Raw genomic sequence first — 26,258 nt, 5'->3', positions numbered from 1 at the left:
GCTCCCACAGTGACGGGTCCTCACATCCGGCCGATGGCGGCCTCGGCGAGCCGGCCGAGTTCCGCGATGGCGTCCTTCGCGGACTGGCCGCCCACGATCGCGGGTTCCAGCGTCGGCTTGATCTTTTCGCGGATCTCCATCCAGGCCGCGGTACCGCCCTCGGAGACGGCGTGCTGGAGGTTCTGCAAGGAGAGGTCGACGAACTGGTTCTCCTTCACATAGTCGGAGTCGTTGAGGTCGCGCAGACCCGGCACCGAGCCGCGCTGCGAGGCCGCGCCGAGGATCGATTCGGGGCTGGCGAGGTACTCGACCAGCGCGCGTGCCGCCGCCGGGTGCTTGGAGCTCGCGGACTGGGTGACGAGTGTGCCGCCCTGGAGCATCGCCGGCTTGCGGTTGGCGAGTATGAACGCGCCCAGCTTGTCGCCCTCGATCAGGTCCGGGTTCAGCTCCTTGACCTGGACCCACTGGGCGCTCGTCGACATCATCATCGAGGCCTTGCCGGTCTGTATGTTCGTCGGTGCGCCGAGCTCCGTCTTCTTGGCGTAGACCGCCGAACCGTCCTTGACCAGGTCCTTGAAGAACTGCAGGGCCTCGACCCCGCGGGCGTCGGTGAACAGCACCTTCTTGCCGTCCTCGCTGAACAGCCGGCCGCCGTTGGCGAAGAGGAAGGTCTCCCAGCACTGGCGCAGTTCGATGGAGAACGGGTCGAATCCGACCCGTCCGTTCCTCGTCAGCTGCTTGGCCACGGCACGCAGCTCGGCCCAGTTGGCCGGGGTCTTCTTGATCCCGGCCTCCGCGAAGTGGTCCTTGCGGTAGACCACGATGCGGGTGTCCAGGATCACCGGAAGCGCGTACAGCTTGCCGTTGTAGCGGGACGGCGCCAGCACCCGCTCCTCGTAGTCGTGCGCGGTGGCCAGCTTCTCCGGCAGCTCGGCGATCGCCTTCTTGGCCGCGAACGGCGGGATCCAGCCCACACCCATCATCAGGACGTCGGGCAGCAGCCCGCCCGCGAGACCGGTGGTGATCTTCTCGTTCAGCTGGGCGTACGTGGTGTAGTCCACGTTCACCTTGACGTCCGGATACTTCTTCCGGAACCCGCCGAGGATCTTGCCCTCCAGCAGCGTCTTGCCTTTGGCGCCTTCGTAGATCGGGGTGAGCAGTGTGATCTCACCTTCGGCGGGGCCGTCGGCCGAACCGGCCGACGAGGAGCCGGTGCCGCAGCCGGTGAGGGCCGCGGCAGTGCCCGCGCCGATGACAGCGAGCAGCGACCGTCTGTTGAGTTCCATGGGACACCCCTTGAGGTGGAGGCTGTGGATCGATCCAGCGATGGGTGTCCCAGCCATGGCTGGGAAGTGCTGGTAAATCGATGCACTGAGACTAAGAACGCTCCGAGAGTGGCGTCAACAGCTGATGCACAACAATTTTTCGGGAAAGTTAACGGGTGTATCGATGGAGAGAGTTAAGTAAATCGATACACTACGATCGGCACGGTGTTCTGAACCGGAGGTGGCATGAGCGGGGTTACGATCCATCAGGTTGCGGCGGCTGCGGGGGTGTCCGCGAGCACGGTCTCCAACGTCCTCAACGGGCGTACCGACCGTATGCAGGCGGCGACACTGGCCCGCGTCGAGCAGGTCATCGAGCAGCTGAGCTACCGGCCCAACCGGGCCGCGCGGATGCTGCGCACGGGCCGGATCAAGGTGATCGGCCTCATCGTGCCGTCCGTCGCCAACCCCTTCTGGGGGGCGCTCGCCCGTGAGCTGGAGGCCATCGCGCTCGCCGAGGGCTACCACGTCCTGCTCTGCAACAGCGAGCGCGACCCGGCCCGTGAGCTCAAGTACGGCGAGGAGCTGCTCGCGGACGGGGTGAGCGGCGTGGTGCTCTGTTCATCGCTGCCCTCGCTCGAACATGTCGCGCCGCTGCTCAGCCGGGGTCTGAAGATGGTCGCCTTCGACCGCACGGCCCAGGCGGGCGACCCGGCGTCGCTGGCCAGCATCAGTGTGGACAACGCGATGGGCGCCGAGCTCGCCACCAGGCATCTGATCGAACTCGGCCACCGCAGACTCGCCTTCGTCTCCGGTTCCGTCAACAGTGTCAACCGCCGCGAACGGCTCCGCGGCTTCCGCGCGGCCCTGGAATCGGCCGGTCTCGACCCGGCCGACGCGATCGTGTGGCCGGGCGCGGACACCGCGGAGTTCGGTGACAAGGACGCCGCCGAGCTGGGCCGGAACGCGGCCCGCGAGCTGCTGGCCGGGCCGCGTCCGCCCACCGCGTTCGTCGCGATCAACGACATGTGCGCGATCGGGATCTGCCGGGGGGCCAAGGACGCCGGGCTCAGCGCCGGAGCGGACATCTCGGTGGTGGGCTTCGACGACATCCTGCTCGCCGACCTCTTCGAACCCCCGCTGACCACGGTCCGCCAGCCACTGCCCGAGATGGCCGCGGAGACGTTCCAGCAGCTCAGGGCCCGGATCGACGCGGCCCCCTCGGCAGGGCGCTCGCTGCTCATCCGCCCCCGGCTGGTGGTACGGGAGTCGACGGCGCCGGCACCGGTACGGGTGCCCGCACCCGCCGCCGTGCCGGCGTCCGCGCCCGCACCGGTGGCGTGAGCGCCGGTGCGGGCGGGCCGGTGGCACGGCGGCCGGTGCGGGCCCGGACGCCGGTCTCAGTCCGCCGAGGCAGTCCAGCCGGCCGCCTCGATCAGTACGGCATCCCGCGGTCTCGACTCGTCGAAGACCGTGCGGCCGCCGTCCCGGACCCGGATGCCGTCCACGTAGGCGCCCCGGCCCACATACAACTGGTCCGTGGTGTAACGCCAGCGCAGCCGTACCTCCTTGCCGCGCCATGCGGCCAGGTCCGCCTCCAGGCGGTGCCAGCGGCGCCCCGACCAGCCCGACACCGCGCCCGCCGGGTGGGGCTGGGGCTCCGGCTTTCCTGCTGAGTCCGACGCCGCGGTGGTGAACGGCACCGGCTGCCAGCTCGCCCCCGCGTCGGCCGACACCTCCAGGGCGAGGACGTCGGAGCCGGGCTCGGTGTCCCACCACAGCGCACAGCTCAGCCCGGCCCGCGCGGACACCGGGCGCAGCGCGGGCAGCGTCAGCGTGGCGGTGGTGGCACCGGCCATGCCGGAGAACCAGGCGGTGCGCCCCCGGGCGGGCCGCACCGCGACGGCCCGCGCCATCCGGTTCGCCACCGCGACGCGGGGGGCGCTGCCCGAGCGCCAGTTCCGTACGGGATGCACGGAATTGCCCAGCACGATCAGGAACGAGTCGGTCGACGGGTCCAGCACCAGGCTGGTGCCGGTGAAGCCGGTGTGGCCCGCCGTGCGGGGCGTGGCCATCGCGCCCATGTACCAGTGCTGGTAGAGCTCGAAGCCGAGGCCGTGCTCATCACCGGGGAACGCGGTGTTGAAGTCGGTGAACAGCAGCTCGACCGAGTCCTCGGACAGGATCCGGGAGCGGCCGTAGACCCCGCCGTTGAGCAGCGTACGGGCGAGGACCGCCAGGTCCCAGGCGCAGGAGAACACCCCGGCGTGGCCCGCGACCCCGCCCAGGCTGTGGGCGTTCTCGTCGTGCACCTCGCCCCAGACGAGCCCGCGCTCCAGCCCCGACCAGGGCAGCCGGGCGTCCTCCGTGGCCGCGATCTTCGGCTTCCAGGAGGCGGGCGGGTTGTAGCGGGTGCGGTGCATCCCCAGCGGAGCGGTGATCTCCTCGCGGAGCAGTCCGTCCAGGGGGCGGCCGGTGATCCGCTCCAGGATCAGCTGGAGCGAGATCAGATTGAGGTCGGAGTAGAGATAGGCGCTGCCGGGCGGGCTCGTCGGCACCTCGTTCCACAGCAGCCGCAGCTTTCCCTCCCGGGTGGGCTCCTTGTAGAGGGGGATCCAGGCCCGGAAGCCGGAGGTGTGCGTCAGCAGCTGACGGACTGTGATGTCCTGTTTGCCCCCGCCCGCGAAGTCCGGGAGGTACGAGGCGACCGTGGCCTCCAGCTCCAGCGCGCCGCGTTCGATCTGCTGCACGGCCAGGATCGAGGTGAAGAGCTTGGAGACCGAGGCGAGGTCGAAGACGGTGTCCTCGGCCATCGCGATCTGCTGCTCGGGCGGGAACTCCACCCCCGTGTCGGTCTTCTCGTCGTACGCGGCGTAGCGCACCGCCTTGCCGATCGGCCGGTGCAGCGCCACCGTGCCGCCGCGCCCGGCGAGCAGGACCGCGCCCGCGTACCAGGGGTGCGCGGGGGAGTCGGCGAGGTATTTCTCCGCATCCATGACGAGTTGGTCCAGCGGCTCCTGGAGGAGCCCCGCACGCGCGGCGGAACCGCGCCGCAGCGTGGGGCGCCCCCGCGCCGGTCCGCTGTGCCCGCCCTGGTCCATGCCCGTACCCACGCCCGTTCCTGTGCCCGGCTCCGCCCCGGCGGCCGTCCCCGCCAGGGGGATCGGTGCCAGGACGAGCGCTCCGCCCAGGGCAAGTATCCCGCCGCCCAGCCTCCGGCGGCCGAATCCTCTCCCCGTCGCGTCCCCGGTCATCCGCAACCCCTTCCCGCATCTGGGGGCGCCCCGCGGGCGGCACCCGCGTGTCGGCGCCCGCGCGAAAATAACTTTCGCGATCTCTCCGAAGAGTGAAACTTCTTGCCGCCGCCGAGATTACTGTCACCTCCGCCGCCCCGTACGGCCCCGGCGTCACAAAGAATCTGACACTGCATCAGAAAATCTCTTCCCTCGGTTGTCCGGCTGCGGCATCCTGCGGCCCATGGAGACGGAGCTGAGCAAGAAACTGGGGATCGAGCACGCCATCTTCGGCTTCACGCCGTTCCCCGCGGTGGCCGCTGCCATCACCAGAGCCGGCGGTTTCGGTGTGCTCGGGGCGGTCCGCTACACCGCGCCGGACGACCTGGCCCGCGATCTCGACTGGATGCAGGCGCATACCGACGGCAAGCCGTACGGCCTGGACGTCGTCATGCCGGCCAGGAAGGTGGAGGGGGTCACCGAGGCGGACGTCGAGGCGATGATCCCGGAAGGGCACCGCAGGTTCGTCCGGGACACCCTCGCCAAGCACGGCGTCCCCGAGCTCGCCGAGGGCGAGGCATCCGGCTGGCGCATCACCGGCTGGATGGAGGAAGTCGCCCGCAGCCAGCTCGATGTCGCCTTCGGCTACCCCATCAGGCTCCTCGCCAACGCCCTCGGCTCCCCGCCCCCCGATGTCGTCGCACGCGCGCACGGGAACGGCGTGCTCGTGGCCGCGCTCGCCGGCAGCGCCGAACACGCCCGGCGGCACGCCGAAGCGGGCATCGACATCGTCGTCGCCCAGGGCTACGAGGCGGGCGGCCACACGGGCGAGATCGCCTCCATGGTGCTCGTCCCCGAGGCGGTGGACGCCGTCGGCCCGCTGCCCGTCCTCGCCGCCGGAGGCATCGGCAGCGGTGAACAGATCGCCGCCGGACTCGCCCTGGGCGCCCAGGGCGTCTGGCTCGGCTCCCTCTGGCTCACCACCGAGGAGGCCGACCTCCACTCCCCGGCGCTGACCCGCAAACTCCTCGACGCGGGATCCGGCGACACGGTCCGCTCCCGCGCCCTCACCGGGAAACCCGCCCGTCAGCTGCGTACCGAATGGACCGAGGCCTGGGACGACGCCGCCGGACCCGGCACCCTGCCCATGCCGCTCCAGGGACTCCTGGTCGCCGAAGCGGTCTCCCGGATCCAGAAGTACGAGGTCGGCGCCCTGCTCGGCACACCGGTCGGCCAGATCGTCGGGCGGATGAACACCGAACGCAGCGTCCAGGCGGTCTTCGACGACCTGACCCGCGGTTTCGAACGCGCCGTGGACCGCATCAACCGCATCGCCGGACGGAGCGCCTCATGAACCAGCCGCCCAACGGGTTCTGGGCCCAGGCCACCGCCGACCCCGGCCGCACCGTCCTCGTCGCACCCGACGGCGAGGAGTGGAGCGCGGGCCGGCTGCACGCCGCCGCCAACCGCATGGTCCACGGACTGCGCGCGGCAGGCCTCGGACAGGGCGACGCGTTCGCCGTCGTCCTGCCCAACGGCGTCGAGTTCTTCACCGCCTACCTCGCCGCCGCCCAGGCCGGCTTCTATCTCGTCCCCGTCAACCACCACCTCATCGGCCCCGAGATCGCCTGGATCGTCGCGGACTCCGGCGCCAAGGTGCTGATCGCCCACGAACGGTTCGCCGAGGCCGCGACCGCCGCGGCCGACGAGGCGGGACTGCCCGCCACCCACCGCTACGCCGTGGGCGCCATCGACGGCTGCCGCCCGTACGCGGAACTGCTCGACGGCGGACCGGACACCCCACCGGGGGACCGCACCCTGGGCTGGGTGATGAACTACACCTCGGGCACCACCGGCCGCCCCCGGGGTATCCGGCGGCCGCTCTCCGGAAAGCTCCCCGAGGAGAGCCACCTCGGCGGCTTCCTCGGCATCTTCGGCATCAGGCCGTTCGACGGCAACGTCCACCTGGTCTGCTCGCCGCTCTACCACACGGCCGTGCTCCAGTTCGCGGGCGCGTCCCTGCACATCGGCCACCCCCTGGTCCTGATGGACAGATGGACACCGCAGGAGATGCTCCGGGTCATCGACGCGTACCGCTGCACGCACACACACATGGTCCCGACGCAGTTCCACCGGCTCCTCGCCCTGCCCGACGAGGTGAAGAGCCGCTACGACGTCTCGTCCATGCGGCACGCCATCCACGGCGCCGCCCCCTGCCCCGAGCACGTCAAGCGGGCGATGATCGACTGGTGGGGGCAGTGCGTCGAGGAGTACTACGCGGCCAGTGAGGGCGGCGGCGCGTTCGCCACCGCCGAGGACTGGCTGAAGAAGCCGGGAACCGTCGGCAGGGCCTGGCCCATCAGCGAGCTGGCCGTCCACGACGACGACGGGAACCGTCTGGCACCCGGTGAACTGGGCACCGTCTACATGAAGATGAGCACCGGCGGCTTCAGCTACCACAAGGACGAGACCAAGACGCGGAAGAACCGCATCGGCGACTTCTTCACCGTCGGTGACCTGGGCATCCTGGACGAGGAGGGCTATCTCTTCCTCCGCGACCGCAAGATCGACATGATCATCTCGGGTGGCGTCAACATCTACCCCGCCGAGATCGAGGCGGCCCTCCTCGCCCACCCCGCGGTCGCCGACGCCGCCGTCTTCGGCATCCCGCACAGTGACTGGGGCGAGGAGGTCAAGGCCGTCGTCGAAGCGGCCGAGGGCCACGAGCCGGGTGAGGCGCTGGCCGCCGGGATCCTCGCCCACTGCGAACAGCGCCTCGCGGGGTTCAAGCGGCCCAGAAGCGTCGACTTCATCGCCGTGATGCCCCGCGACCCCAACGGCAAGCTGTACAAACGGCGCCTGCGCGACCCGTACTGGGAGGACCGCCCCGGCGCCCTGTGATCCGGCGGCCGGTGCCCGGGGAGGGGCGGCCCCCCCGGGGCACCGGCCGGGATGCCGGTCAGCGGTGCCGTCAGCGATGCCGGTCAGCGGTGCTCGCGCACCCGCTCCACCCGCAGATCCGGCGAGCGCATGATGTCCTTCTCGCAGAACCGCGAGGTCACCCAGCGCTCCTGGGAGTACAGCCGGGTCTGGTCACTGAAGTGCGCCGACGCGGGGTTCGACGACTGGGAGTACGTCAGCAGCGTCCTGGCGACCGGACATTTCCCGCCGTCCCAGCCGACCGCCTGGATGTAGCTGGAGCCGTCCGACACCTCGGTGTAGCCGCCGGCCGCCGCGTTCCACCGGGGCTCCGTCTTGTTCCAGATGCCCAGTGACTCCGTACCGCCGCTGATCGGGAGGCGCTGCCCGTTGCGCGCGACGAACTGGTGGTCGCCCAGTGGGGCGTCCAGGGCGATCCCCGCCGCCCGCAGCTCCGTCACGGCATCGGCGAGCGCCGCCGTGACCCCGGGGGCCGAGGTGTTGAGGGTGTTCGGGGTCCGTACCGGATCGGCGGGGCTGTACGGCACCTGCCACAGCCGGTCGGCGGGTACCTTCGCCGCCCGGCGCCAGAAGCGGTCGAAGAGCAGCGCGCCCCGGCTGCCGGTGTCCACACTCCGGTCCCAGCGGCTCAGCACCGGGCAGGCCGCGGACACGTCGACCGGTGAGCCGTCGGTGCCCACCGCCGTGCCGCCCGGAAGCGCCGAGCACGCCGCCGCCATGTCGGCGGCCGCCAGATCACCGGCGGGCGCGCGGTTCGCGAACTGCTGGCGCTGCAGGTCGGCGACGCGCAGCCGCCCCCGCTCCGCCATCGCCGACACGTCCTCGACCGCCCCGCGCGTACGCATCGAGCGGTTCGTCCCGATGGTGCCGAAGACCCGCTCGTAGCCCGTCAGCGGGTGCTCGGCGTTCGTCAGCCAGGCACTGTCGTTGGAGTTCTCGACGTACGGGGTGTCCTTCAGCGTCGGCATCCGGCCCGGACCGAAGATCCCCGGCTGCACCGCGTCCGGGTCCGACCCCGGCGCGCAGTCGCTCCTCGAGCCGTCCAGCACCGCGAGCCCGGACGCGGGGTAGGTCGCCCCGCCGAGCGCGGTCGAGCAGCGCCGGGCCAGGTCGTCGGTGATCCGGGGCAGGACCTGGGACTGGGAGAAGAAGGAGTGCCCGGAGGAGTCGGCGGCGATCGTGTTCACCCAGGGGAGGCCCTGTGTGCGGCGCAGCGTGTCCTGGATTCCGGCGGTGCCGCGTGCCTTGCTGAAGCCGAGAGCCGTGTCCGAGGCGCGCAGATTCGACGCGTTCGGGTCGTTCAGCGCGTACGCGGTGTCCGCCGTCCACGGCAGCGGCAGCCCGGTGCCGAGCGAGGTGACGACCGGCCCGAACCGGGTCCACCACTGGGCGCGGGTCACCGGGGCGGCGCCCTTCACCGGCACCGAGACCGTGCGCTTGACCATCCGCTCCGGTACGCCGTCCACGAGGTACGCGGTCGGGTCGGCCGGGTCCAGGGTCAGCTGATGCAGATTGAGCGTGACGCCCGTGGCGACCGTATGGCTCCACGCGATGTTCGCGTTGTGCCCGATCGACATCGTGGACGAGCCGAGGAGCGACCCGCCCGAGACGTTCAGTTCGCCCGGGATGGTCTGCTGCGACTGCCAGAACCTGCGTCCGCCCTGCCACGGGTAGTGCGGGTTGCCGAGCAGCAGCCCGCGTCCGTTCGCCGTCGTCGTCCCGTTGAAGGCGACGGCGTTGGAGCCCATGTCCGCGTTCTGCGTGGACAGCAGCCGTGCGGCCGCCTCCGCCGCCTCGCCCGGAGTCACACCCGGCTCCGCCGCCGCGCCGGACGGGGGCCGCGCGGCCGTGATGCCGTCGATGGCCCGGCCCTGGCCGCCGAGCACGGAGAGGGCGAAGGCCCGGACCGCGACGTCCAGCGCGGTGACGGGCCGTACCCAGGAGGCACCCCGGCAGGCCGGGTCGGTGATCCGGTTCTGCTTGATCCAGGCGTTGTACCCGGCCGCGAAGCCGCGCATCGACTCCTTCGCGTCGCGGCTCGGGCCCGCCGGCGCGGGGGTGCTCAGCAGCTTCTCGACGGTGCGGCCGTCGCGGACCCCGCGGAAGTACAGATCGCTGGAGAGGTTCGTGGTGGCCGAGGACAGCGAACCGTCCGGTACCCCGTCCGCACCGAGGTACCCGGACCGTTCGCCGCGCACCGTGAGGAACCCGTCGGCCAGGTTGCAGACCTGATCGGCCGCCTGCGCCCAGCCGTTGCCGAAGCCCAGATTCGCGTAGTCCTTCGCCACGATGTGCGGAATGCCGTACTCGGTGTACCGGATGACGGCGGAGAGACCGCCGCCGGAGGGGTGCCGTTCGTGCGGGGCACCGGCCGCGGCGGGCGGCAGCCCGGCCGACATGCCGGCCAGCGCGAGACCGGCGACCGCGATCACTCTCAGACGGTTACGGAGGGACAAGTCTGCTCCCAACTGTACGGGTGGGAAGGATGGTTGCCCGAGGCTGCGGGCAGCCTGGCGTCACTCAGCCAGCAGCCCCGGGCATCTGTCAACCGGTTGATCGCTATCCAGCCTCTTGACCACCCGTTCGTGTCCGCACAAGATCACGCCATGACAGGTGTACGCAGCAGCACAGTCGATGGTGTCGTGACGCGCAGCGCACGGCGCACCCCCGGCCGCACCGCCCTGCGGTACGGCGGACGGACCTGGACCTACGGGTCCCTGGAGACCGCGGTCAGTACCGCGGCCGCCGTCCTGACCGGCGAGCACGGCCTGCGCCCCGGAGACCGGGTCGCCTCCTACGCGCACAACTCCGATGTGTACCTGATCGCCTTCCTGGCCTGTGCCCGCGCCGGGCTCGTCCATGTGCCGGTCAATCAGAACCTCACCGGCGAGGATCTGACGTACCTTCTCGGCCAGTCCGGCAGCTCACTCGTCCTCACCGATCCGGACCTCGCCGGACTGCTTCCGGCCGGAACCCGGGTACGCGCGCTGCGCGACGCGCCGGACAGCCTGCTCGACGCGCTGGACACGCCCCGGCCCTTCACCCCCGAGCGCGAGCCGGACGCCGATGACCTGGTGCAGCTGCTCTACACCTCCGGCACCACCGCCCTGCCCAAGGGCGCGATGATGACGCACGGGGCGCTGGTCCACGAGTACGTCAGCGCGATCACCGCGCTCGGTCTGGCGGCCGGGGACCGGCCCGTGCACTCCCTGCCGCTGTACCACTCCGCCCAGATGCATGTGTTCCTGCTGCCGTACCTCGCGGTCGGCGCCGAGAACACCATCCTCGACTCGCCGGACGCCGCCCGGATCTTCGACCTGGTGGAGGCCGGGCAGGCGGACAGCCTCTTCGCCCCTCCCACGGTCTGGATCGGGCTGTCCAACCACCCGGACTTCGCCACGCGGGAACTCGGCGCGCTGCGCAAGGCGTACTACGGGGCGTCGATCATGCCCGTACCGGTCCTGGAACGCCTCCGTGAACGGCTGCCGGACCTGGCCTTCCACAACTGCTTCGGGCAGAGCGAGATCGGGCCGCTGGCCCTCGTCCTCGGACCCGACGAGCACGAGGGCCGGATGGACTCCTGCGGCAGGCCCGTCCTCTTCGTCGAGGCACGGGTCGTCGACGAGGACGGCGATGAGGTTCCCGACGGGACGGCGGGCGAAGTGGTCTACCGGTCCCCGCAACTGTGCCGGGGCTACTGGGAGAAGCCCGAGGAGACCGCGGCGGCGTTCCGCGACGGCTGGTTCCGCTCCGGCGACCTGGCGGTGCGTGACCCGGAGGGGTTCTTCACGGTGGTCGACCGGGTGAAGGACGTCATCAACTCCGGCGGGGTGCTCGTCGCCTCGCGCCAGGTCGAGGACGTCCTCTACACCCATCCGGCGGTCGCCGAGACCGCCGTCATCGGGCTGCCCGACGAGCGCTGGATCGAGGCCGTCACCGCCGTCGTCGTGCTGCGCGGGGCGGCGACGGAGGCCGAACTGATCGACCACGCCCGGGAGAAGCTCGCCGGCTTCAAGGCGCCGAAGAAAGTGCTGTTCGTGGACGGACTCCCGCGCAACGCCAGCGGGAAGATCCTCAAGCGCGAGCTGCGGGACCGGTTCGCCGGCCGGCCGTAGGGACGGGTCCGGCCTGCGGAGTGCCCGGGTTCGGCCCTGCGGAGTGCCCGGCGGAACGCCTCCGGGCAGCCGCCCCGGTACGCCCGTTCGCCGTCCGCCCCGGGGGTTCACCTCCACGGCCGTCCCCGCGTCGGTGACCTGCGAAAACGATCAAGCAGGAGCCGTCGTTGCGGCTGACTGGGTGAGGCCGTTGGCGGTGCGTCATGTTGCGGAGGTGACGGGGTGTCGGTTGCCTCGGAGGCGGAGCACAGCAGAGGCGCCGCGCAGACCGGCCGGACCCTGCTCCCGTTGGAGGATCCTCATGCGCAACACACGCGTCGGCGCAGGCATCGCCCTGCTCATCAGTGCCCTGGGACTGTCGGTGCCGACGGCGGTCGCCGCCGACAGCCCGGCGGCCGAACGGGCCATCACCATCCGCCCGGGGCACGCCTCCGCGGGCTCCACCGTCACGGTCAGCACCGAGGCCTGCGGCAAGGAGACCTATGGCAAGGGGGTCTCCGAGCTGGGCGGGGACTTCCACCTCTTCGCCGGTGACCGCGAGGGAGTGCTCGTCGGTCAGTTCCAGCTTCCGCGGGAGGCCGAACCGGGCATCGACACCGTCACCGTCAAATGCCCGCCCCGGACCAAGCTGACGGCAACGTACAAGGTCGTCGGCCGGACCCCCAGCGGCTCGGTCGACGCCGGCTTCGGATCTCCCGCGAACCAGAGCACCCAGCTCGCGGTGGGCGGTGTGCTGCTCGCCGGAGCGGCCGCCGGTGGGGTGCTCAGGCTGCGCCGCCGCGTGAGCGGCGCCGCCGTCCGCACCTGACGGCACACCACATCGCATACGCCGTACGGGCCCCGGACGCCGCGTCGATCCGGGGCCGGACCGTGACCCCCCGTCCCACCCGCAGCGAGGCAGAGGCACAGACGCGATGGAAACCGGGCGCAAGACCAGCCAGTCCCCGCACTCGTTCGCCCCTCCGGCCAAGTACCTCGTCTGGGCCCTGCTGGCGGGGACCGTGCTCGTGATCAGCGGGACACGCGACAACGAGCCGCCGCAGCCTTCGGCCGCGCAGGCGTTCAGCACCCCGTCGGCCGCCCCGTCGGCGCTCCTCCCGGCCGCCTCGCCGGCGCCCCCCTCGCACGCTCCCGGGAGCGCGGCGCCGGTGGCTTCCGCACCCGTGCGGTCCGCCTCCGCAGCTCCCGCGCGGGTCGCTCCAGAGGCCACGCCTCAGCTCGCGCCCCCCGCGGTCCGGCCGGTGAGGCCGCCGATGGCCCAGGCCTACTTCGCCCCCGTACGCCGGGCGCCCGCCCGTACGGCCGCCCCCTCCCGGGCCGCGCGCCCCGCCGTTCGGCCGCTGCCCCCCTCGGACCCGGTCCGCCTGCGGATTCCCGCGCTCCGCGTCGACGCCCCCATGACGCGGCTGGGCCTGGACGCGGCCGGGGCGTTGCGGCCCCCGCCCGACAACAACCCGCTTCTCGCCGGGTGGTACGGCGAGGGCACGGCCCCCGGCTCGACGGGAACCGCGATCACCGCCGGGCACGTGGACACCCGCGTCGGCCCCGGTGTCTTCCAGAAGCTCGGCCTGCTCACCAAGGGCGCCGCCGTCGAGATCGTCCGGGCGGACCGGCGTACGGCGGTGTTCACCGTCGACGCCGTCGAGGTCTACGACAAGAAGTCGTTCCCGGACAAGAAGGTCTACGGCCCCTCGGAACGCCCCGAGCTGCGGGTGATCACCTGCGGTGGGGACTACAGCCGGAAGACCGGCTACCGGAGCAATGTCGTCGTCTACGCGACGCTGACCGCGGTCAGGGGCTGACCGCGCCCCGGACACCCGCCGGCGCCGCGGAGCCTCCCCGGCAGCGGGAGGCGAGCCGCCGGACCGGCGGAACACCGGCCGGGACGCCCGTGGTTCAGCCCTCGTCGCGCAGGTCCACGATCCGCCTGATCTTGCCGACCGAACGCTCCAGCGACCCGGGGTCCACGATCTCGACCCCGACCGACACCCCGATGCCGTCCTTCACCGCCGCCGCGATGGACGCCGCGGCGGCCGTCCGCTCCGCGGAGGTGGCTTCGGCCCGCGCCTCCGCCCGGACCGTCAGCGCGTCCAGACGCCCCTGCCGGGTCAGCCGCAGCTGGAAGTGGGGTGCCACCCCGGCCGTACGCAGGACGATCTCCTCGATCTGGGTCGGGAAGAGGTTCACCCCGCGCAGGATCACCAGGTCGTCGCTGCGCCCGGTCACCTTCTCCATCCGCCGGAAGACCCGGGCCGTGCCGGGCAGCAGCCGGGTCAGGTCCCGGGTCCGGTAGCGGATCACCGGCATGGCCTCCTTGGTGAGCGAGGTGAAGACCAGCTCGCCCTCCTCCCCGTCCGGCAGCACCTCACCCGTGAGCGGGTCGACGACCTCCGGATAGAAGTGGTCCTCCCAGATGTGCAGTCCGTCCTTCGTCTCCACGCACTCCTGCGCGACCCCCGGGCCCATCACCTCGGAGAGCCCGTATATGTCGACTGCGTCGATCGCGAAGCGCTCCTCGATCTCGCGCCGCATCTCCTCGGTCCACGGCTCGGCGCCGAAGATCCCGGTGCGCAGCGATGTCGTCCGCGGATCGATGCCCTGGCGTTCGAACTCGTCGAGGAGCGTCAGCATGTACGACGGCGTGATCATGATGACCTCGGGCCGGAAGTCCTGGATCAGCCGCACCTGCCGGGAGCTCATGCCGCCGGACGCGGGGATGACCGTGCAGCCGAGCCGCTCCGCGCCGTAGTGCGCCCCCAGTCCACCGGTGAACAGGCCGTATCCGTACGCCACATGGACCTTGTGCCCCGGACGGCCTCCGGCGGCCCGGATCGACCGGGCGACCACGTCCGCCCAGGTGTCCAGGTCCCGCTGCGTGTACCCGACGACGGTCGGCCGGCCGGTGGTCCCGCTGGACGCGTGGATCCGCCGGACCCGGTCCTCGGGCACGGCGAACATCCCGAAGGGATAGTTGTCCCGCAGATCGGCCTTGGCGGTGAAGGGGAAGCGGGCGAGGTCGCGGAGCGTACGGCAGTCCTCGGGCAGCAGCCCCGCCTTGTCGAAGGCCGCCCGGTAGAAGCCCACGTTCTCGTACGCGTGCTGAAGCGTGGCGCGCAGCCGCTCCAGCTGCAGCGCCTCCAGTTCGTCGCGGCCGAGCCGTTCCGCCGCGTCCAGCAGAGCCGTCATGCGCGTGTTCCTCTCCCGAACGGGCGACCGATCATTCGGTCGATCTTCCCGGGAGCAGTAATTCAGGACGGAGAGTCCCTGGCAAGAGGCGTGCGCGGCCGATCTCCGGCCGGGCCGGCGGATCGCCGTCCCGGCCGCCCGTGCGTGTCAGTCCCGGTGGAGCACGGAGGTCAGGACCTCGTGCAGGGTCGCCTCCGGGTCGGCGACGGAGCCCGTCGACCGCCAGGCCACGAAGCCGTCGGGGCGTACGAGAACGGCGCCTTCGGCGGTGATGCCGTGCGCCCCGGCCCAGTCGGCGCCCTCCTCGGTCTCCAGGGCGGAGCCCGGTGCCGTACCGATGCCGAAGGCGTCCAGGCGGACCGACAGCCGGCCGGCGACCCGCTCCGCCGCGCGGCGCCATCGCGTGTCCCCGGCATCGCTGAGCAGCACGAAGGACCGTTCGTACAGATCGAGTGTGGACACACGTTCGCCGGACCGGTGTACCCACAGATGCGGTGCGCGGGAACCCGGTTCACCGGTCAGCCGCATGCCGTCCGGAACCACCGCGACCCCGGGGTCCACCCCCAGCACGGCACCCTGGACGTAGCGGTAGCCCAGCACGACCGGCAGCATCCCGCCCTTCCGCCCGCCGCCCGGACCTCCCGGACCTCCCGGCCCCCCGGCCTCCGGAGCGGGGACGTAGCCGGGGTGGCTGTGCTCGCCGGAGCGGGCCGAGGCACGTGCGCTGGTCGCCCTCGCCACGGGAAGGCGCTCCGCCTCGTAGGTGTCCAGCAGACCGGGGCCCGCCGCGCCGTCGAGCACCGCGGCCAGCTTCCAGGCGAGGTTGTGCGCGTCCTGGATACCGGTGTTCGAGCCGAACGCGCCGGTGGGGGACATCTCATGGGCGGAGTCCCCGGCGAGGAAGACCCGGCCGGACCCGTACCGCTCGGCCACCCGCTCGGCGGCGTGCCACGGAGCCTTTCCGGTGATCTCCACATCGATCCCCGGTGCGCCCACCGCCCGGCGGATGTGCTCGGCGCACCGCTCGTCGGTGAAGTCCTCCAGCGTCTCGCCCCGGTCGGGCTGCCAGGGGGCGTGGAAGACCCAGCTCTCCTCGTTGTCCACGGGCAGCAGCGCCCCGTCCGCCTCGGGGTTGGTCAGGTAGCACACGATGAAGCGCCGGTCACCGACCACCGCCGCGAGCTGCCGGGACCGGAAGGTGATGCTCACGTTGTGGAAGAGGTCACCGGGACCCGACTGGCCGATACGCAGCTCCTCCCGGATCGGGCTGCGCGGCCCGTCGGCCGCGATGACGTAATCGGCGCGCACGGTGCTGTGTTCACCGCTCTCGCGGTTCTTCACCACCGCGGTGACCCCCGAGCCGTCCTGGGAGAAGGACATCAGCTCGTGCGAGAACCGCACATCACCGCCCTGCTCGCGGGCGTGCTCCAACAGCACTGGTTCCAGGTCGTTCTGACTGCACAGGCACCAGCCGCTCGGGCTGAAACGCGCGAGCGCGCCGCCGGGGTCGATCTCCTTGAACAGCCACTCCTGATCGTCGCCGGTCAGCGAGAACGCCTGGAGGATGCCGTGGTTGCCGGCGAGGACCGATGCGGCATCCCTGATCAGCGGCTCCGCACCGGCGACCCGGAAGACCTCCATCGTGCGCACGTTGTTGCCGCGCCCCCGGGGATGGATCGAGGTGGCCGCGTGTTTCTCGACCAGCAGGTGCTCGACGCCGAGGCGGCTCAGGAAAAGTGAGGCGGACAGGCCCACCAGGGAGCCGCCCACGATGAGGACAGGTACGCGGAGGTCGACGTTCTCGTTCATCTGCTGCTCCAGCTCGGACGCCGTGCGGACGCAGTGTCCATGCCCTTGCCGGGAGCGCTTCGGACGTCGGCTCACCTGAACGGTTCATAAATCTCGCACCAGCCGTACCAGCGTTCCACGATCAGTGAGGGAACGATGCCCGCGCTGTGGGGGGCGGACGGCACACATGCGGTCGGGCGAGTCCCCGCTGTGAACTCCACCGGAATCCGACGGTTGACGAAGGGCCACGGACGTGGCCGCCGCACCGTCTTGAAGGAGAGCGAAAGATGACGACCCTCTCGGAACGGACATCGCAGTCCGCCTTCGACGGTTCGAGGCTCCGCGTCGTGCTGCTTCTGGACCTGCACGACGGCGCCCAGAAGCAGTTCCTGGACGCGTACGAGCACCTGCGCAACCAGGTGGCATCCGTCCCCGGACACATCAGCGACCAGCTGTGCCAGTCCATCGAGAACCCCTCGCAGTGGCTCATCACCAGCGAATGGGAGAGCGCACCGCCCTTCCTCGCCTGGGTGAACAGCGAGGAGCACGTCGAGACGGTCCAGCCGCTGCACGGCTGTGTACGCGACACCCGGTCCCTGCGCTTCAGCATTCTGCGCGAGACCGGCAACACCTTCGTGGCCGCCCCGGATCCGGTCAAGGGCCGGCTCCAGTCCGCGCCCCGTCTCGGCGACGGAGTGGTGCGCCACGCCCTCACGTTCACCGTGAAGCCCGGCAGCGAGGAGACGGTCGCCAGGATCCTGGCCGACTACGACTCCCCGAAGGCGCGCGTCGACGAGAACACCCGGCTGCGCCGCACCTCCCTCTTCATGCACGGCAACCGTGTCGTACGGGCCGTGGAGGTCGAGGGCGACCTGCTGGCCGCGCTGCGCCATGTGGCCCGCCAGCCCGAGGTCAGGGCCGTCGAGGAAGCGATCAACCCCTATCTGGAGCAGGACCGGGACCTCAGCGATCCCGACTCGGCCCGGATGTTCTTCACCCGGGCGGCCCTGCCGACCGTCCACCATGTGACGGCCGGCCGGCAGAAGCCCGAGGACGTCAAGCGGCACGCGCTGTTCTACCAGGCGAAGGAAGGGTGCGGCATGGCGCTCGCCCGGCTGCTGGCGGGACAGGACGAGGAGGCGGCCGACAACCCGGACAGCCCCATCGACAGCAGCACCATCTTCCAGCGCGACGACGTCGTCGTCCGGCTCCTGGAGGTGGGCGGCCCGCTCGACGCGCGGCCCGCGCAGGCGCTCGGGATCGACGGCCACCGCAAGGCGGCCGTGCTGGGGCGCCTCCTGGCCGGCGGGGCGAACGGCCTGCCGACGACCGATCAGGAGGCCGCGCGCTTCCTCGCCCAGTCCGAGATGCGCCTGATCACCGACCGCCGGGCCACGGAGTCCTGATCAGCGCACCGTGCCTCGGCACCACGCAACCGCGGCGTCCGGACAACCACCCGACGCCGCCGGCCATCACGTACAACGCGCCTGGAGGAGAGCAGAATGACCACGTTCCGGCCCCGCATCGTCGACCTCGGCGAGACTCAGCCCAACCGCAGGCGCGGAGGAGACCTGCGCGCCATGCTCACACCCACGGCGGTGGGCGCCACCAGCGGCTTCATGGGCCTGGCCCTGGTCCAGCCGGGGGAGCGCATCGGCGAGCACTACCACCCGTACTCCGAGGAGTTCGTGTACGTCGTGCAGGGCCGCCTGGAGGTGGACCTCGACGGTGAGCCGTACTCCATGCGGCCCGACCAGGGTCTGCTGATCCCGCCGCACGTGCGCCACCGCTTCCGCAATGTGGGCGATGTGGAGGCGCGCATGGTCTTCCACCTCGGTCCGCTCGCCCCGCGCCCGGAGCTCGGGCACGTGGACACCGAGGAGACCGGCGCGGAAAGCGGTGGGACCCAGGGGCGGGGAGCGCCGCCAGAACGAACCGGGGCGGCTTCGTGAACCGGCGTGTGGCGGTCACCGGAGTCGGAGTGGTCGCGCCCGGCGGCATCGGTGCACCGGCCTTCTGGGACCTCCTGGCGGCGGGCCGTACCGCGACGCGCGGCATCACGCTCTTCGACCCGGCCGGCTTCCGCTCCCGGATAGCCGCCGAGTGCGACTTCGACCCGGCCGCGCACGGCCTGGACGAGGAGCTGATCGCCCGCTCCGACCGGTATGTCCAGTTCGCGCTGGTGGCCGCGGCGGAAGCGCTCGCCGACGCCGGGATCGACCCGGAGAAGGAGGATCCCTGGCGCATCGGGGTCTCCATGGGCACCGCGGTCGGCGGCACCACCCGTCTCGAACACGACTACGTCGCCGTCAGCGGGACCGGCGCCCGCTGGGACGTGGACCACCGCCCGGCCGGACGCCATCTGGAACGGGCCTTCTCGCCGAGCACCCTGGCCTCCGCTGTCGCCGAACAGGTCGGCGCGCACGGCCCGGTGCAGACCGTCTCGACGGGCTGCACCTCCGGCCTCGACGCGATCGGCTACGCCTTCCACGCCGTGGAGGAGGGCCGCGTCGACGTCTGCCTCGCCGGGGCGTCCGACTCGCCGATCACCCCCATCACGGTGGCCTGCTTCGACGCCATCAAGGCGACCTCCGCCAACAACGACGACCCGGAGCACGCCTCCCGGCCGTTCGACGCGGGCCGGGACGGCTTCGTCATGGGCGAGGGCGGAGCCGTGCTCGTCCTGGAGGATCTGGAGCACGCCCGCGCCCGCGGCGCCACCGTGCACTGCGAGATCGTGGGGTACGCCACCTTCGGCAACGCCTACCACATGACCGGGCTGACCCCCGAGGGCCTGGAGATGGCCCGTGCCATCGAAACCGCCCTCGACCACGCCCGGATCGACCGCACGCGGATCGACTACGTCAACGCGCACGGCTCGGGCACCAAACAGAACGACCGGCACGAGACGGCCGCGGTGAAACGGGCACTGGGCCGGCACGCCTACAAGGTGCCGATGAGCTCGATCAAGTCCATGGTCGGCCACTCGCTCGGCGCCATCGGGGCGATAGAGATCGCGGCCTGCGTGCTGGCGCTGATCCACCAGACGGTGCCCCCGACGGCGAACTACGAGACGCCGGACCCCGAGTGCGACCTCGACTACGTGCCGCGTGTCGCGCGCCCCCTGAAGCTGCGCAGCGTTCTCTCGGTCGGCAGTGGCTTCGGCGGATTCCAGTCCGCCGTCGCCCTGACCCGGCCCGGAGGGAGGACCCCATGAAAACCCCGCAAGTACGGCGGCCGGTCATCACCGGCATCGGCGTGGTCGCCCCCAACGGGACGGGCGCCGGAGCCTTCTGGAAACAGACCCAGGAGGGGGTGAGCGTCCTGGACGCGGTGTCGCGCGAGGGCTGCGGACACCTGCCGCTCCGGGTCGCGGGCGAGGTCCGTGACTTCGACCCGGTGGCCCTCATCGAGGAACGGTTCCTGGTGCAGACCGACCGGTTCACGCACTACGCGATGGCCGCGGCCGACCTCGCCCTGGACGACGCCCGGCTCGGCCGCGCCGACTACGAGGACACTCCGTACGGCGTGGGCGTGGTGACAGCCGCCGGATCAGGCGGCGGCGAGTTCGGACAGCGTGAGCTGCAACGGCTGTGGGGCCAGGGATCCCGTTACGTCGGGCCCTACCAGTCGATCGCCTGGTTCTACGCCGCCAGCACCGGGCAGATCTCGATCCGCGGCGGGTTCAAGGGGCCGTGCGCCGTCGTGGCCAGCGACGAGGCCGGCGGGCTGGACGCCCTCATGCACGCCGCCCGGTCCGTGCGGCGAGGCACCGACGCCGTGGTCGTCGGCGCGGCCGAGGCCCCTCTGGCCCCGTACTCGGTCGTCTGCCAGCTCGGGTACGAGGACCTCAGCACCTGCGACGATCCGGCGCGCGCCTACCGCCCGTTCACCGCGGACGCCTGCGGGTTCGTGCCCGCCGAGGGCGGCGCCATGCTCGTGGTCGAGGACGAGGCGACGGCCCTCGCCCGCGGGGCCGGGGGCCGGGCCGAACTGGCCGGCCACGCCGCGACGTTCACCGGGGCGGCCCGGTGGGAGGAGTCCCGGGGCGGGCTGGCGCGGGCGATCGGCGGCGCGCTGGCGGAGGCGGGCTGCGCGCCCGAGGAGATCGACGTCGTCTTCGCGGACGCGCTCGGTGTCCCGGCGGCCGACCGGGCCGAGGCGCTCGCCATCGCCGACGCCCTGGGCGCACACGGCCGGCGGGTGCCGGTGACGGCGCCCAAGACCGGCACCGGCCGCGCCTACTGCGGTGCGCCGGTGCTGGACACGGCCGCCGCCGTACTCGCCATGGAGCACGGCCTGATCCCGCCCACCCCGAATGTCTTCGACGTGTGCCACGACCTCGATGTGGTCACCGGCCGCGCGCGCCCCGCGGAACTGCGTACGGCGCTCGTGTTGAGCCGGGGGCTCATGGGATCGAACGCGGCGCTGGTGCTGCGGTATCTCCCCGGCACCCCCCTGTGAGAAGGAGAAACCCTTCATGACCGCTCAACTCACCTATGAGGAACTCGCCACGCTGATGAAGAACGGCGCCGGCGTCAGCGTCGATCCGCTGGAGATGGAGAGCCGGCCGGCCTCCGCGTTCGACGAGTTCGGTCTCGACTCGCTCGGCCTCCTCGGCATCGTCGCCGCCCTGGAGAACCGGTACGGCGTACCGCTGCCGGCCGACGCGGACAAGTGCAAGTCGCCCCGCGAGTTCCTCGACCTCGTCAACAGCAGCCTCGTGACAGGAGCCTGAAAGTGTCCGGACACACCGAGAACGACATCACCATCGCCGCCCCCCTGGACCTCGTCTGGGACGTGACGAACAACCTGGAGGAATGGCCGCGGCTGTTCAGCGAGTACGCGGAGGTCGAGGTGATCGAGCGGCAGGGCGAGACGACGACGTTCCGGCTGACGATGCACCCCGACGACAACGGCAAGGTCTGGAGCTGGGTCTCGGAGCGGACCACCGACCGGGCTTCGCGCACCGTCTCGGCCCGCCGCGTCGAGCCGGGCCCCTTCCAGCACATGAACATCCGCTGGGAGTACTCGGAGGTCCCCGGCGGCACGAGGATGCACTGGAAGCAGGATTTCGCGATGCGTCCCGACGCCCCGGTCGACGACGAGTGGATGACCGCGAACATCAACCGCAACTCCCGCGTCCAGATGGAACTCATCCGGGACAAGATCGAGCAGCGGGACCGGGAGCGCCGTGCCGCCTCGGTCACGGCCAACTGACCGGGCGGAAAGGCAGCCTTCGATGCACCACGCACTGATCGTCGCCCGGATGGCGCCGGGTTCGGCGCCGGACATCGCGGAACTGTTCTCCGCGTCGGACACCACCGAACTGCCGCACCTCGTCGGGGTCCGACGGCGCACGCTGTTCCAGTTCGGCGATGTCTACATGCACCTGATCGAGTCCGACCGGCCGCCGGGCCCGGAGATCGCCAAGGTGACGGAGCACCCGGAGTTCAAGAGCCTCAGCGACCGGCTCACCGCCTTCGTCAGCCCCTACGACCCGCAGACCTGGCGCGGTCCCAAGGACGCGATGGCCCAGGAGTTCTACCGGTGGCAGCGCGACGGCGCCCACTGAGACACGCGATCGCCCCGGATCCGGTGTGTGCCGGATCCGGGGCGATTCCCTGTGCGCCCAAGGACTGGTCCCACAGGGCTGGTCACCGGGCTGGTCCTACCCGGGGACGACGCATTCGAAGGCGTGCAGATACGCGTTGACCGGCCGGATCTCGCCGACGGCCAGTCCGGCGTCCGACAGACGGCCGGTCAGGCTGTCCCTGGAGTGCTTCGCGCCGCCGACATTGAGCAGCAGCAGCAGGTCCATGGCGGTGGTGAACCTCATCGACGGGGTGTCGTCGACGAGGTTCTCGATGATCACGACCCGGGCGCCCGGCCGGGCCGCCGCGACCACATTGCGCAGGGTCCGGCGGGTACTCTCGTCATCCCATTCGAGGATGTTCTTGATGATGTAGAGATCCGCCTCGACGGGGATGCTCCGCCGGCAGTCCCCGGCGACGATGTCCGCCCGCCCGGCGAGGTCGCCGCCGTCGCGCAGCCGGGCATCGGCCCTCGCCACCACGCCCGGCAGGTCCAGCAGGGTCCCGCGGACCTCCGGGTGCTTGTCCAGCAGACTGGCGAGCACATGACCCTGACCGCCGCCGATGTCGGCGACCACGGACACTCCGGTCAGGTCGAGCAGTTCGGCGACATCCAGCGCGGACTGCCTGCTGGAGGTGGTCATGGCGCGATTGAAGACCTGGGCCGATTCGGCCGCGTCCTGGTGGAGGTAGTCGAAGAAGCCCTTGCCGAACGTCTCGGCGAAGACGCTCGTGCCCGAACGCACGGCGTCGTCGAGCTGCGGCCAGACCTTCCAGGTCCAGGGCTCGGTGCACCACAGGGAGATGTACCGCAGGCTGTTCGGGTCGTCCTCGCGCAGCAGCCGGGACATCTCCGTGTGGACGAACGTCCCGTCCTCCCGCTCGCTGAAGATCCCGTAGCAGCACAGCGCCCGGAGCAGCCGCCGCAGCGGTACGGGCTCGGTGTTCACCTCCTTCGCGAGCTCCGCCGCGGTGGCGGGCGATTCACCGAGCGCGTCGGCGACGCCGAGCCGGGCGGCGGCGCGGACGGCCGCGGCGCAGGCGGCCCCGAAGACGAGCTCCCGCAGCCGCATGGCCGGGGGCGGGCCGGGGACGGGCGTCTGTCCCGGGGCGGGGGTGGCGGGGGTGGGCGCCGGGGTGGGGCTCACGGTGGTCATACCGCCTCGATTCTCCTCGTACGGGGGGACACGCCTCAGCACATCCCCGCGGGCTCGGACGTCCCGCACTGGTTACGGGCGAAGGTGTTGCCCGTTCCGGTGTCCCGGTCGGCGAGGTCGGCCGGCTGATTGCCCCGTACGACGTTGTCGCTGATGGAGTTACCGGTGTTGGGGGCGCCCACGAAGCTCTTGAACAGGACGATGCCGCCGGACAGCGGTGTGGCGCCCACGTTGTTCTCGACCACGTTGTCGCGGACGACGGTGTCCTCGCTGCCGGTGAGGACGATGCCGGTTCCCTGGATGGCCGACAGCCGGGGGGTCTCGGGGCAGAACTTGTTGTTCTCGACGATGCGGTTGTCCTGGACGGTCATCGCGCCGGCCTTCGGCTTCGACTCGTCGCCCACGACGAACACACCGCTGCAGTTGCCGGTCATGGTGTTGTCGTCGATCGCGAGATTCCTGACCCGGCGGGCGGTGACACCGATGCGGTTGCCGGTCAGCCTGTTGTCGCGGATGTCCGTGCCCAGGGTGTCGGTGGCCCCGTCCTCCTCGTCGACCGTGTTCGCGACGAAGACCCCGGCGTCGCCGTTGTCGCGGGCGGTGTTGTGCCGGAACGCGCCCCGGGTGGACCTCTCCTGGGCGATGCCCCAGGTGCCGTTCTTCTCGGAGGTCACCTTGTGGACGCTGAGCCGGTCGGTCCAGGAGGCCCAGATGCCGCTCTTGGCGAAGCCCGACACGGTCAGCGAGCGGATGCGGACTCCGTTCACGGGCTGTGCCTTCGTGCCCAGGACGCAGATGCCGTTTCCGCCCTTCGCGCAGGCGTTGGCGGTCTTCTCGGCGGCCGTCCCGGGCAGGATCACGGTCCTGTCCCCGGACCCGGCCAGGGTCAGGTCCGGCTTGGTGATCAGTACGCTCTCCCGGTAGGTGCCGGGCAGGACGACGACCGTGTCACCCGGCCGCGCGGCGTCCACGGCCTTCTGGATGGACTCGCCGGGACGGACGACGTGGCCCGCGGTGGGGGCGGCGGCGGAGGGGACGGCCGTGGCCAGTCCGGATGCTGCGATGGCGGCGATACCCGCCAGGCATGTGAGGTGTTTTGTTCTCATGAGCCGAAGCTATGGGGGATCACCCACCCCTGCCACACAGGGTGAGCGGATGGATACACCAGGTCCCTGAATGGCTTACTCCGGCCCGGTCCGGTGCTCGGTCCGGCGCCCGTCCCACCCCACCCCGCCCGCCGCTGTCCGCACCGCCGCTGTCCGCACCGTCGCTGTCCGGCCCGCCCCCCGTGCGGGCCGGGCCCGCTCAGTCCGGTGCGCCGGGGCCCGTGGCGACGACCGAGCGGGCCCACCGGTAGTCGGCCTTCCCGCTGGGCGAGCGCTGGATCCGGTCGGTGAAGACGGCGGTACGGGGGATCTTGTAGCCCGCCAGCCGGGTGCGGCAGTGCGCCTGCACCGCCGCGAGGTCCAGCGGGCCGGCCCCCTCACGCAGCTGGAGCACCGCCGCCACCCGGTTGCCCCACCGCTCGTCCGGCACCCCGGCGACCAGGACGTCATAGACGTCCGGATGGGCCTTGAGCGCCTGCTCGACCTCCTCCGGGTAGACCTTCTCGCCCCCGGTGTTGATGCACTGCGACCCGCGCCCGAGCACGGTGACGATGCCGTCCTCGTCGACCGTCGCCATGTCGCCGAGCAGGACCCACCGCTCCTCGCCCCTGCGGAAGAAGGTCTCCGCCGTCTTGCCCGGGTCGTTGTAGTAGCCGAGCGGTACGTGTCCGCGCTGCGCGATCCGCCCCGGCTCGCCGGGGGCCACCGGCTCGTACGTGGCCGGATCGACCACCTCCGTACGGGAGTTGACCCGGAGCCGGAATCCCCGGTCCGGCCCCGAATCGGCCGTCGCCGTGCCGTTGAAGCCGGATTCGGACGAGCCGAAGTTGTTGAGCAGCATCACCGTCGGCACCAGGGCCTGGAACTCCGCCCGCACCGAGTCGGACATGATCGCCCCCGAGCTGGAGACGGAGAACAGCGACGAACAGTCCGTACCCCTGAGCGGCCCCCCGAGCGAGTCGATCAGCGGCCGCAGCATCGCGTCGCCGACCAGCGACACGCTGGTGACCCTCTCCTTCTCGATCGTACGGAGCACCTCGTCCGGCACGAACTTGCGGTGGACGACGACCCGCTGGCCGAAGTTGAAGCCGATGAACGCGGTGAGCGTGGACGTGCCGTGCATCAGCGGGGGAGTGGGGAAGAAGGTGATCCCGTCACCGCCCGCGGCCACCCGCTCGGCCAGCTCCTGAGGGGACTTCACGGCCTCGCCGGTCGGCGCGCCGCCGCCGAGGCCGGAGAAGAACAGGTCCTCCTGGCGCCACATCACCCCCTTGGGCATGCCCGTCGTGCCGCCGGTGTAGATGATGAACTGGTCGTCGCCGGAGCGCGGCGCGAAGCCGCGCCCGGGGGACCCGGAGGCCTCGGCGTCCGTGAACGCCACGGCGTCCGGCCCCGGGGAGTGCGCCGCCGGTGTCCCCACCTGGAGGAGGTGCCGCAGCCCGGCGGCCTGCGGGGCGGCTGCCGCGACCCGCTCGCCGAACTCGGCGTCGAAGACCAGGGCCGCCAGATCCGCGTCGCGGTAGAGGTAGACCAGCTCCTCCTCCACGTACCGGTAGTTGACGTTGACCGGAACGATGCGGGCCTTGAGGCAGGCCAGCACCGTCTGGAGGTACTCGACGCCGTTGTAGAGGTGCAGTCCCAGGTGCTCGCCGGGCCGGATGCCCGCGCCGGCCAGATGGTGGGCGATCCGGTTGGCCGCGGCGTCCAGCTGCGCGTAGGTGAGCCGGCGCTCGGCCCCCGTACCCGGATGGTCGACGTAGACGAGCGCCTCGCGGTCGGGGACCACATCGACGACCGACTCGAACAGGTCGGCAAGGTTGTACTCCACCGTTCCTCCTGACCCCGGGGGTGCTGAGTGGCTCGGCGGTCATTAG

21 protein-coding genes are annotated in these 26,258 nt (G+C 71.4%); 13 read left to right on the top strand and 8 right to left on the bottom strand.

Annotated features, from left to right (window positions below; translation table 11 throughout):
* Positions 1-20: 20 nt before the first annotated feature.
* Positions 21-1,286, bottom strand: a complete 1,266-nt coding sequence (locus ACIGJO_RS12925; protein ID WP_399956368.1) for an ABC transporter substrate-binding protein — start codon at positions 1,284-1,286, stop codon at positions 21-23.
* A gap of 225 nt (positions 1,287-1,511) precedes the next feature.
* On the opposite strand from ACIGJO_RS12925, the gene ACIGJO_RS12920 reads away from it, so the two are divergent.
* Entirely contained in the window at positions 1,512-2,609 is a 1,098-nt protein-coding gene (locus tag ACIGJO_RS12920) for a LacI family DNA-binding transcriptional regulator (RefSeq protein WP_399956365.1), read from the top strand.
* 56 nt (positions 2,610-2,665) lie between these two features.
* Here ACIGJO_RS12920 and ACIGJO_RS12915 read toward each other — a convergent pair whose 3' ends face one another.
* Positions 2,666-4,519 (bottom strand): serine hydrolase, encoded by a 1,854-nt coding sequence (locus tag ACIGJO_RS12915; protein ID WP_399956362.1) that lies wholly within the window; start codon positions 4,517-4,519, stop codon positions 2,666-2,668.
* Between the two features lie 223 nt (positions 4,520-4,742).
* Here ACIGJO_RS12915 and ACIGJO_RS12910 point away from each other — a divergent pair, with 223 nt between their 5' ends.
* Together ACIGJO_RS12910 and ACIGJO_RS12905 are read left to right on the top strand one after the other, a co-directional pair.
* Entirely contained in the window at positions 4,743-5,852 is a 1,110-nt protein-coding gene (locus ACIGJO_RS12910) for an NAD(P)H-dependent flavin oxidoreductase (protein WP_399956359.1), read from the top strand.
* Positions 5,849-7,399, top strand: a complete 1,551-nt coding sequence (locus ACIGJO_RS12905; protein ID WP_399956356.1) for an acyl-CoA synthetase — start codon at positions 5,849-5,851, stop codon at positions 7,397-7,399. The genes ACIGJO_RS12910 and ACIGJO_RS12905 overlap by 4 nt, the downstream gene beginning before the upstream one ends.
* Positions 7,400-7,482: 83 nt before the next feature.
* Here ACIGJO_RS12905 and ACIGJO_RS12900 read toward each other — a convergent pair whose 3' ends face one another.
* Complete coding sequence (locus tag ACIGJO_RS12900; RefSeq protein ID WP_399956353.1) at positions 7,483-9,894, bottom strand: penicillin acylase family protein; 2,412 nt, start codon at positions 9,892-9,894, stop codon at positions 7,483-7,485.
* A 150-nt stretch (positions 9,895-10,044) separates the two neighbouring features.
* Between ACIGJO_RS12900 and ACIGJO_RS12895 the strand changes: the two genes are divergently transcribed.
* From ACIGJO_RS12895 to ACIGJO_RS12885, 3 genes are all read left to right on the top strand, one after another.
* Positions 10,045-11,553 (top strand): acyl-CoA synthetase, encoded by a 1,509-nt coding sequence (locus ACIGJO_RS12895; RefSeq protein WP_399956350.1) that lies wholly within the window; start codon positions 10,045-10,047, stop codon positions 11,551-11,553.
* A gap of 301 nt (positions 11,554-11,854) precedes the next feature.
* Entirely contained in the window at positions 11,855-12,361 is a 507-nt protein-coding gene (locus ACIGJO_RS12890) for a sortase (protein ID WP_399956347.1), read from the top strand.
* A gap of 445 nt (positions 12,362-12,806) precedes the next feature.
* A complete protein-coding gene (locus ACIGJO_RS12885) occupies positions 12,807-13,355 on the top strand; it encodes a class F sortase (protein ID WP_399956938.1) in 549 nt (182 codons plus the stop codon).
* 94 nt (positions 13,356-13,449) lie between these two features.
* Here ACIGJO_RS12885 and paaK read toward each other — a convergent pair whose 3' ends face one another.
* Entirely contained in the window at positions 13,450-14,739 is a 1,290-nt protein-coding gene (gene paaK, locus ACIGJO_RS12880; RefSeq protein ID WP_399956345.1) for a phenylacetate--CoA ligase PaaK, read from the bottom strand.
* Between the two features lie 147 nt (positions 14,740-14,886).
* Positions 14,887-16,548 (bottom strand): FAD-dependent oxidoreductase, encoded by a 1,662-nt coding sequence (locus ACIGJO_RS12875; RefSeq protein ID WP_399956342.1) that lies wholly within the window; start codon positions 16,546-16,548, stop codon positions 14,887-14,889.
* Between the two features lie 266 nt (positions 16,549-16,814).
* Between ACIGJO_RS12875 and ACIGJO_RS12870 the strand changes: the two genes are divergently transcribed.
* The 7 genes from ACIGJO_RS12870 to ACIGJO_RS12840 all read left to right on the top strand — a co-directional run bounded on the left by ACIGJO_RS12870 (position 16,815) and on the right by ACIGJO_RS12840 (position 22,102).
* Positions 16,815-17,933, top strand: coding sequence for a TcmI family type II polyketide cyclase (locus tag ACIGJO_RS12870; protein ID WP_399956339.1), 1,119 nt, complete (start codon positions 16,815-16,817; stop codon positions 17,931-17,933).
* A gap of 96 nt (positions 17,934-18,029) precedes the next feature.
* Positions 18,030-18,479, top strand: coding sequence for a cupin domain-containing protein (locus ACIGJO_RS12865; RefSeq protein ID WP_399956336.1), 450 nt, complete (start codon positions 18,030-18,032; stop codon positions 18,477-18,479).
* On the top strand, positions 18,476-19,744 hold the full coding sequence (locus ACIGJO_RS12860) for a beta-ketoacyl-[acyl-carrier-protein] synthase family protein (protein WP_399956333.1): 1,269 nt from the start codon (positions 18,476-18,478) through the stop codon (positions 19,742-19,744). The genes ACIGJO_RS12865 and ACIGJO_RS12860 overlap by 4 nt, the downstream gene beginning before the upstream one ends.
* Positions 19,741-20,991, top strand: coding sequence for a ketosynthase chain-length factor (locus tag ACIGJO_RS12855; protein WP_399956330.1), 1,251 nt, complete (start codon positions 19,741-19,743; stop codon positions 20,989-20,991). Before ACIGJO_RS12860 ends, ACIGJO_RS12855 begins: the two co-directional genes overlap by 4 nt.
* Before the next feature lie 16 nt (positions 20,992-21,007).
* Positions 21,008-21,265: an acyl carrier protein gene (locus tag ACIGJO_RS12850; protein ID WP_399956327.1), complete on the top strand. Its 258-nt coding sequence runs from the start codon at positions 21,008-21,010 to the stop codon at positions 21,263-21,265.
* 2 nt (positions 21,266-21,267) lie between these two features.
* Positions 21,268-21,747 carry an SRPBCC family protein gene (locus tag ACIGJO_RS12845; protein WP_399956325.1) on the top strand — a complete coding sequence of 160 codons (480 nt, stop codon included), beginning with the start codon at positions 21,268-21,270 and terminating at the stop codon, positions 21,745-21,747.
* 22 nt (positions 21,748-21,769) lie between these two features.
* Complete coding sequence (locus tag ACIGJO_RS12840; protein ID WP_399956322.1) at positions 21,770-22,102, top strand: TcmI family type II polyketide cyclase; 333 nt, start codon at positions 21,770-21,772, stop codon at positions 22,100-22,102.
* A gap of 96 nt (positions 22,103-22,198) precedes the next feature.
* Here ACIGJO_RS12840 and ACIGJO_RS12835 read toward each other — a convergent pair whose 3' ends face one another.
* The 3 genes from ACIGJO_RS12835 to ACIGJO_RS12825 all read right to left on the bottom strand — a co-directional run bounded on the left by ACIGJO_RS12835 (position 22,199) and on the right by ACIGJO_RS12825 (position 26,212).
* The gene (locus ACIGJO_RS12835; RefSeq protein ID WP_399956319.1) at positions 22,199-23,278 is read right to left on the bottom strand and encodes a methyltransferase; all 1,080 of its coding nucleotides are present in this window, start codon (positions 23,276-23,278) and stop codon (positions 22,199-22,201) included.
* Positions 23,279-23,313: 35 nt separating this feature from the next.
* Positions 23,314-24,384, bottom strand: a complete 1,071-nt coding sequence (locus ACIGJO_RS12830; RefSeq protein WP_399956316.1) for a nitrous oxide reductase family maturation protein NosD — start codon at positions 24,382-24,384, stop codon at positions 23,314-23,316.
* A 199-nt stretch (positions 24,385-24,583) separates the two neighbouring features.
* Complete coding sequence (locus ACIGJO_RS12825; RefSeq protein ID WP_399956313.1) at positions 24,584-26,212, bottom strand: acyl-CoA synthetase; 1,629 nt, start codon at positions 26,210-26,212, stop codon at positions 24,584-24,586.
* Positions 26,213-26,258 lie beyond the last annotated feature (46 nt).

Origin of the sequence: Streptomyces sp. NPDC079020 (assembly GCF_044542225.1) — a bacterium.
In the GTDB taxonomy this organism is placed as follows: domain Bacteria; phylum Actinomycetota; class Actinomycetes; order Streptomycetales; family Streptomycetaceae; genus Streptomyces.
Note: the sequence above shows the minus strand (reverse complement) of the source record. Positions and strands in the feature narration are given on the sequence as shown.

Excerpts from the sequence above, each read along its gene's own strand:
- ACIGJO_RS12830 (WP_399956316.1), bottom strand. The coding sequence starts at position 24,384 with ATGAGAACAAAACACCTCACATGCCTGGCGGGTATCGCCGCCATCGCA.
- ACIGJO_RS12905 (WP_399956356.1), top strand. The coding sequence starts at position 5,849 with ATGAACCAGCCGCCCAACGGGTTCTGGGCCCAGGCCACCGCCGACCCC.
- ACIGJO_RS12925 (WP_399956368.1), bottom strand. The coding sequence starts at position 1,286 with ATGGAACTCAACAGACGGTCGCTGCTCGCTGTCATCGGCGCGGGCACT.
- ACIGJO_RS12910 (WP_399956359.1), top strand. The coding sequence starts at position 4,743 with ATGGAGACGGAGCTGAGCAAGAAACTGGGGATCGAGCACGCCATCTTC.
- ACIGJO_RS12885 (WP_399956938.1), top strand. The coding sequence starts at position 12,807 with ATGGCCCAGGCCTACTTCGCCCCCGTACGCCGGGCGCCCGCCCGTACG.
- ACIGJO_RS12895 (WP_399956350.1), top strand. The coding sequence starts at position 10,045 with ATGACAGGTGTACGCAGCAGCACAGTCGATGGTGTCGTGACGCGCAGC.
- ACIGJO_RS12850 (WP_399956327.1), top strand. The coding sequence starts at position 21,008 with ATGACCGCTCAACTCACCTATGAGGAACTCGCCACGCTGATGAAGAAC.
- ACIGJO_RS12875 (WP_399956342.1), bottom strand. The coding sequence starts at position 16,548 with ATGAACGAGAACGTCGACCTCCGCGTACCTGTCCTCATCGTGGGCGGC.
- ACIGJO_RS12865 (WP_399956336.1), top strand. The coding sequence starts at position 18,030 with ATGACCACGTTCCGGCCCCGCATCGTCGACCTCGGCGAGACTCAGCCC.
- ACIGJO_RS12890 (WP_399956347.1), top strand. The coding sequence starts at position 11,855 with ATGCGCAACACACGCGTCGGCGCAGGCATCGCCCTGCTCATCAGTGCC.
- paaK (WP_399956345.1), bottom strand. The coding sequence starts at position 14,739 with ATGACGGCTCTGCTGGACGCGGCGGAACGGCTCGGCCGCGACGAACTG.
- ACIGJO_RS12915 (WP_399956362.1), bottom strand. The coding sequence starts at position 4,519 with ATGACCGGGGACGCGACGGGGAGAGGATTCGGCCGCCGGAGGCTGGGC.
- ACIGJO_RS12870 (WP_399956339.1), top strand. The coding sequence starts at position 16,815 with ATGACGACCCTCTCGGAACGGACATCGCAGTCCGCCTTCGACGGTTCG.
- ACIGJO_RS12855 (WP_399956330.1), top strand. The coding sequence starts at position 19,741 with ATGAAAACCCCGCAAGTACGGCGGCCGGTCATCACCGGCATCGGCGTG.
- ACIGJO_RS12835 (WP_399956319.1), bottom strand. The coding sequence starts at position 23,278 with ATGACCACCGTGAGCCCCACCCCGGCGCCCACCCCCGCCACCCCCGCC.
- ACIGJO_RS12840 (WP_399956322.1), top strand. The coding sequence starts at position 21,770 with ATGCACCACGCACTGATCGTCGCCCGGATGGCGCCGGGTTCGGCGCCG.
- ACIGJO_RS12920 (WP_399956365.1), top strand. The coding sequence starts at position 1,512 with ATGAGCGGGGTTACGATCCATCAGGTTGCGGCGGCTGCGGGGGTGTCC.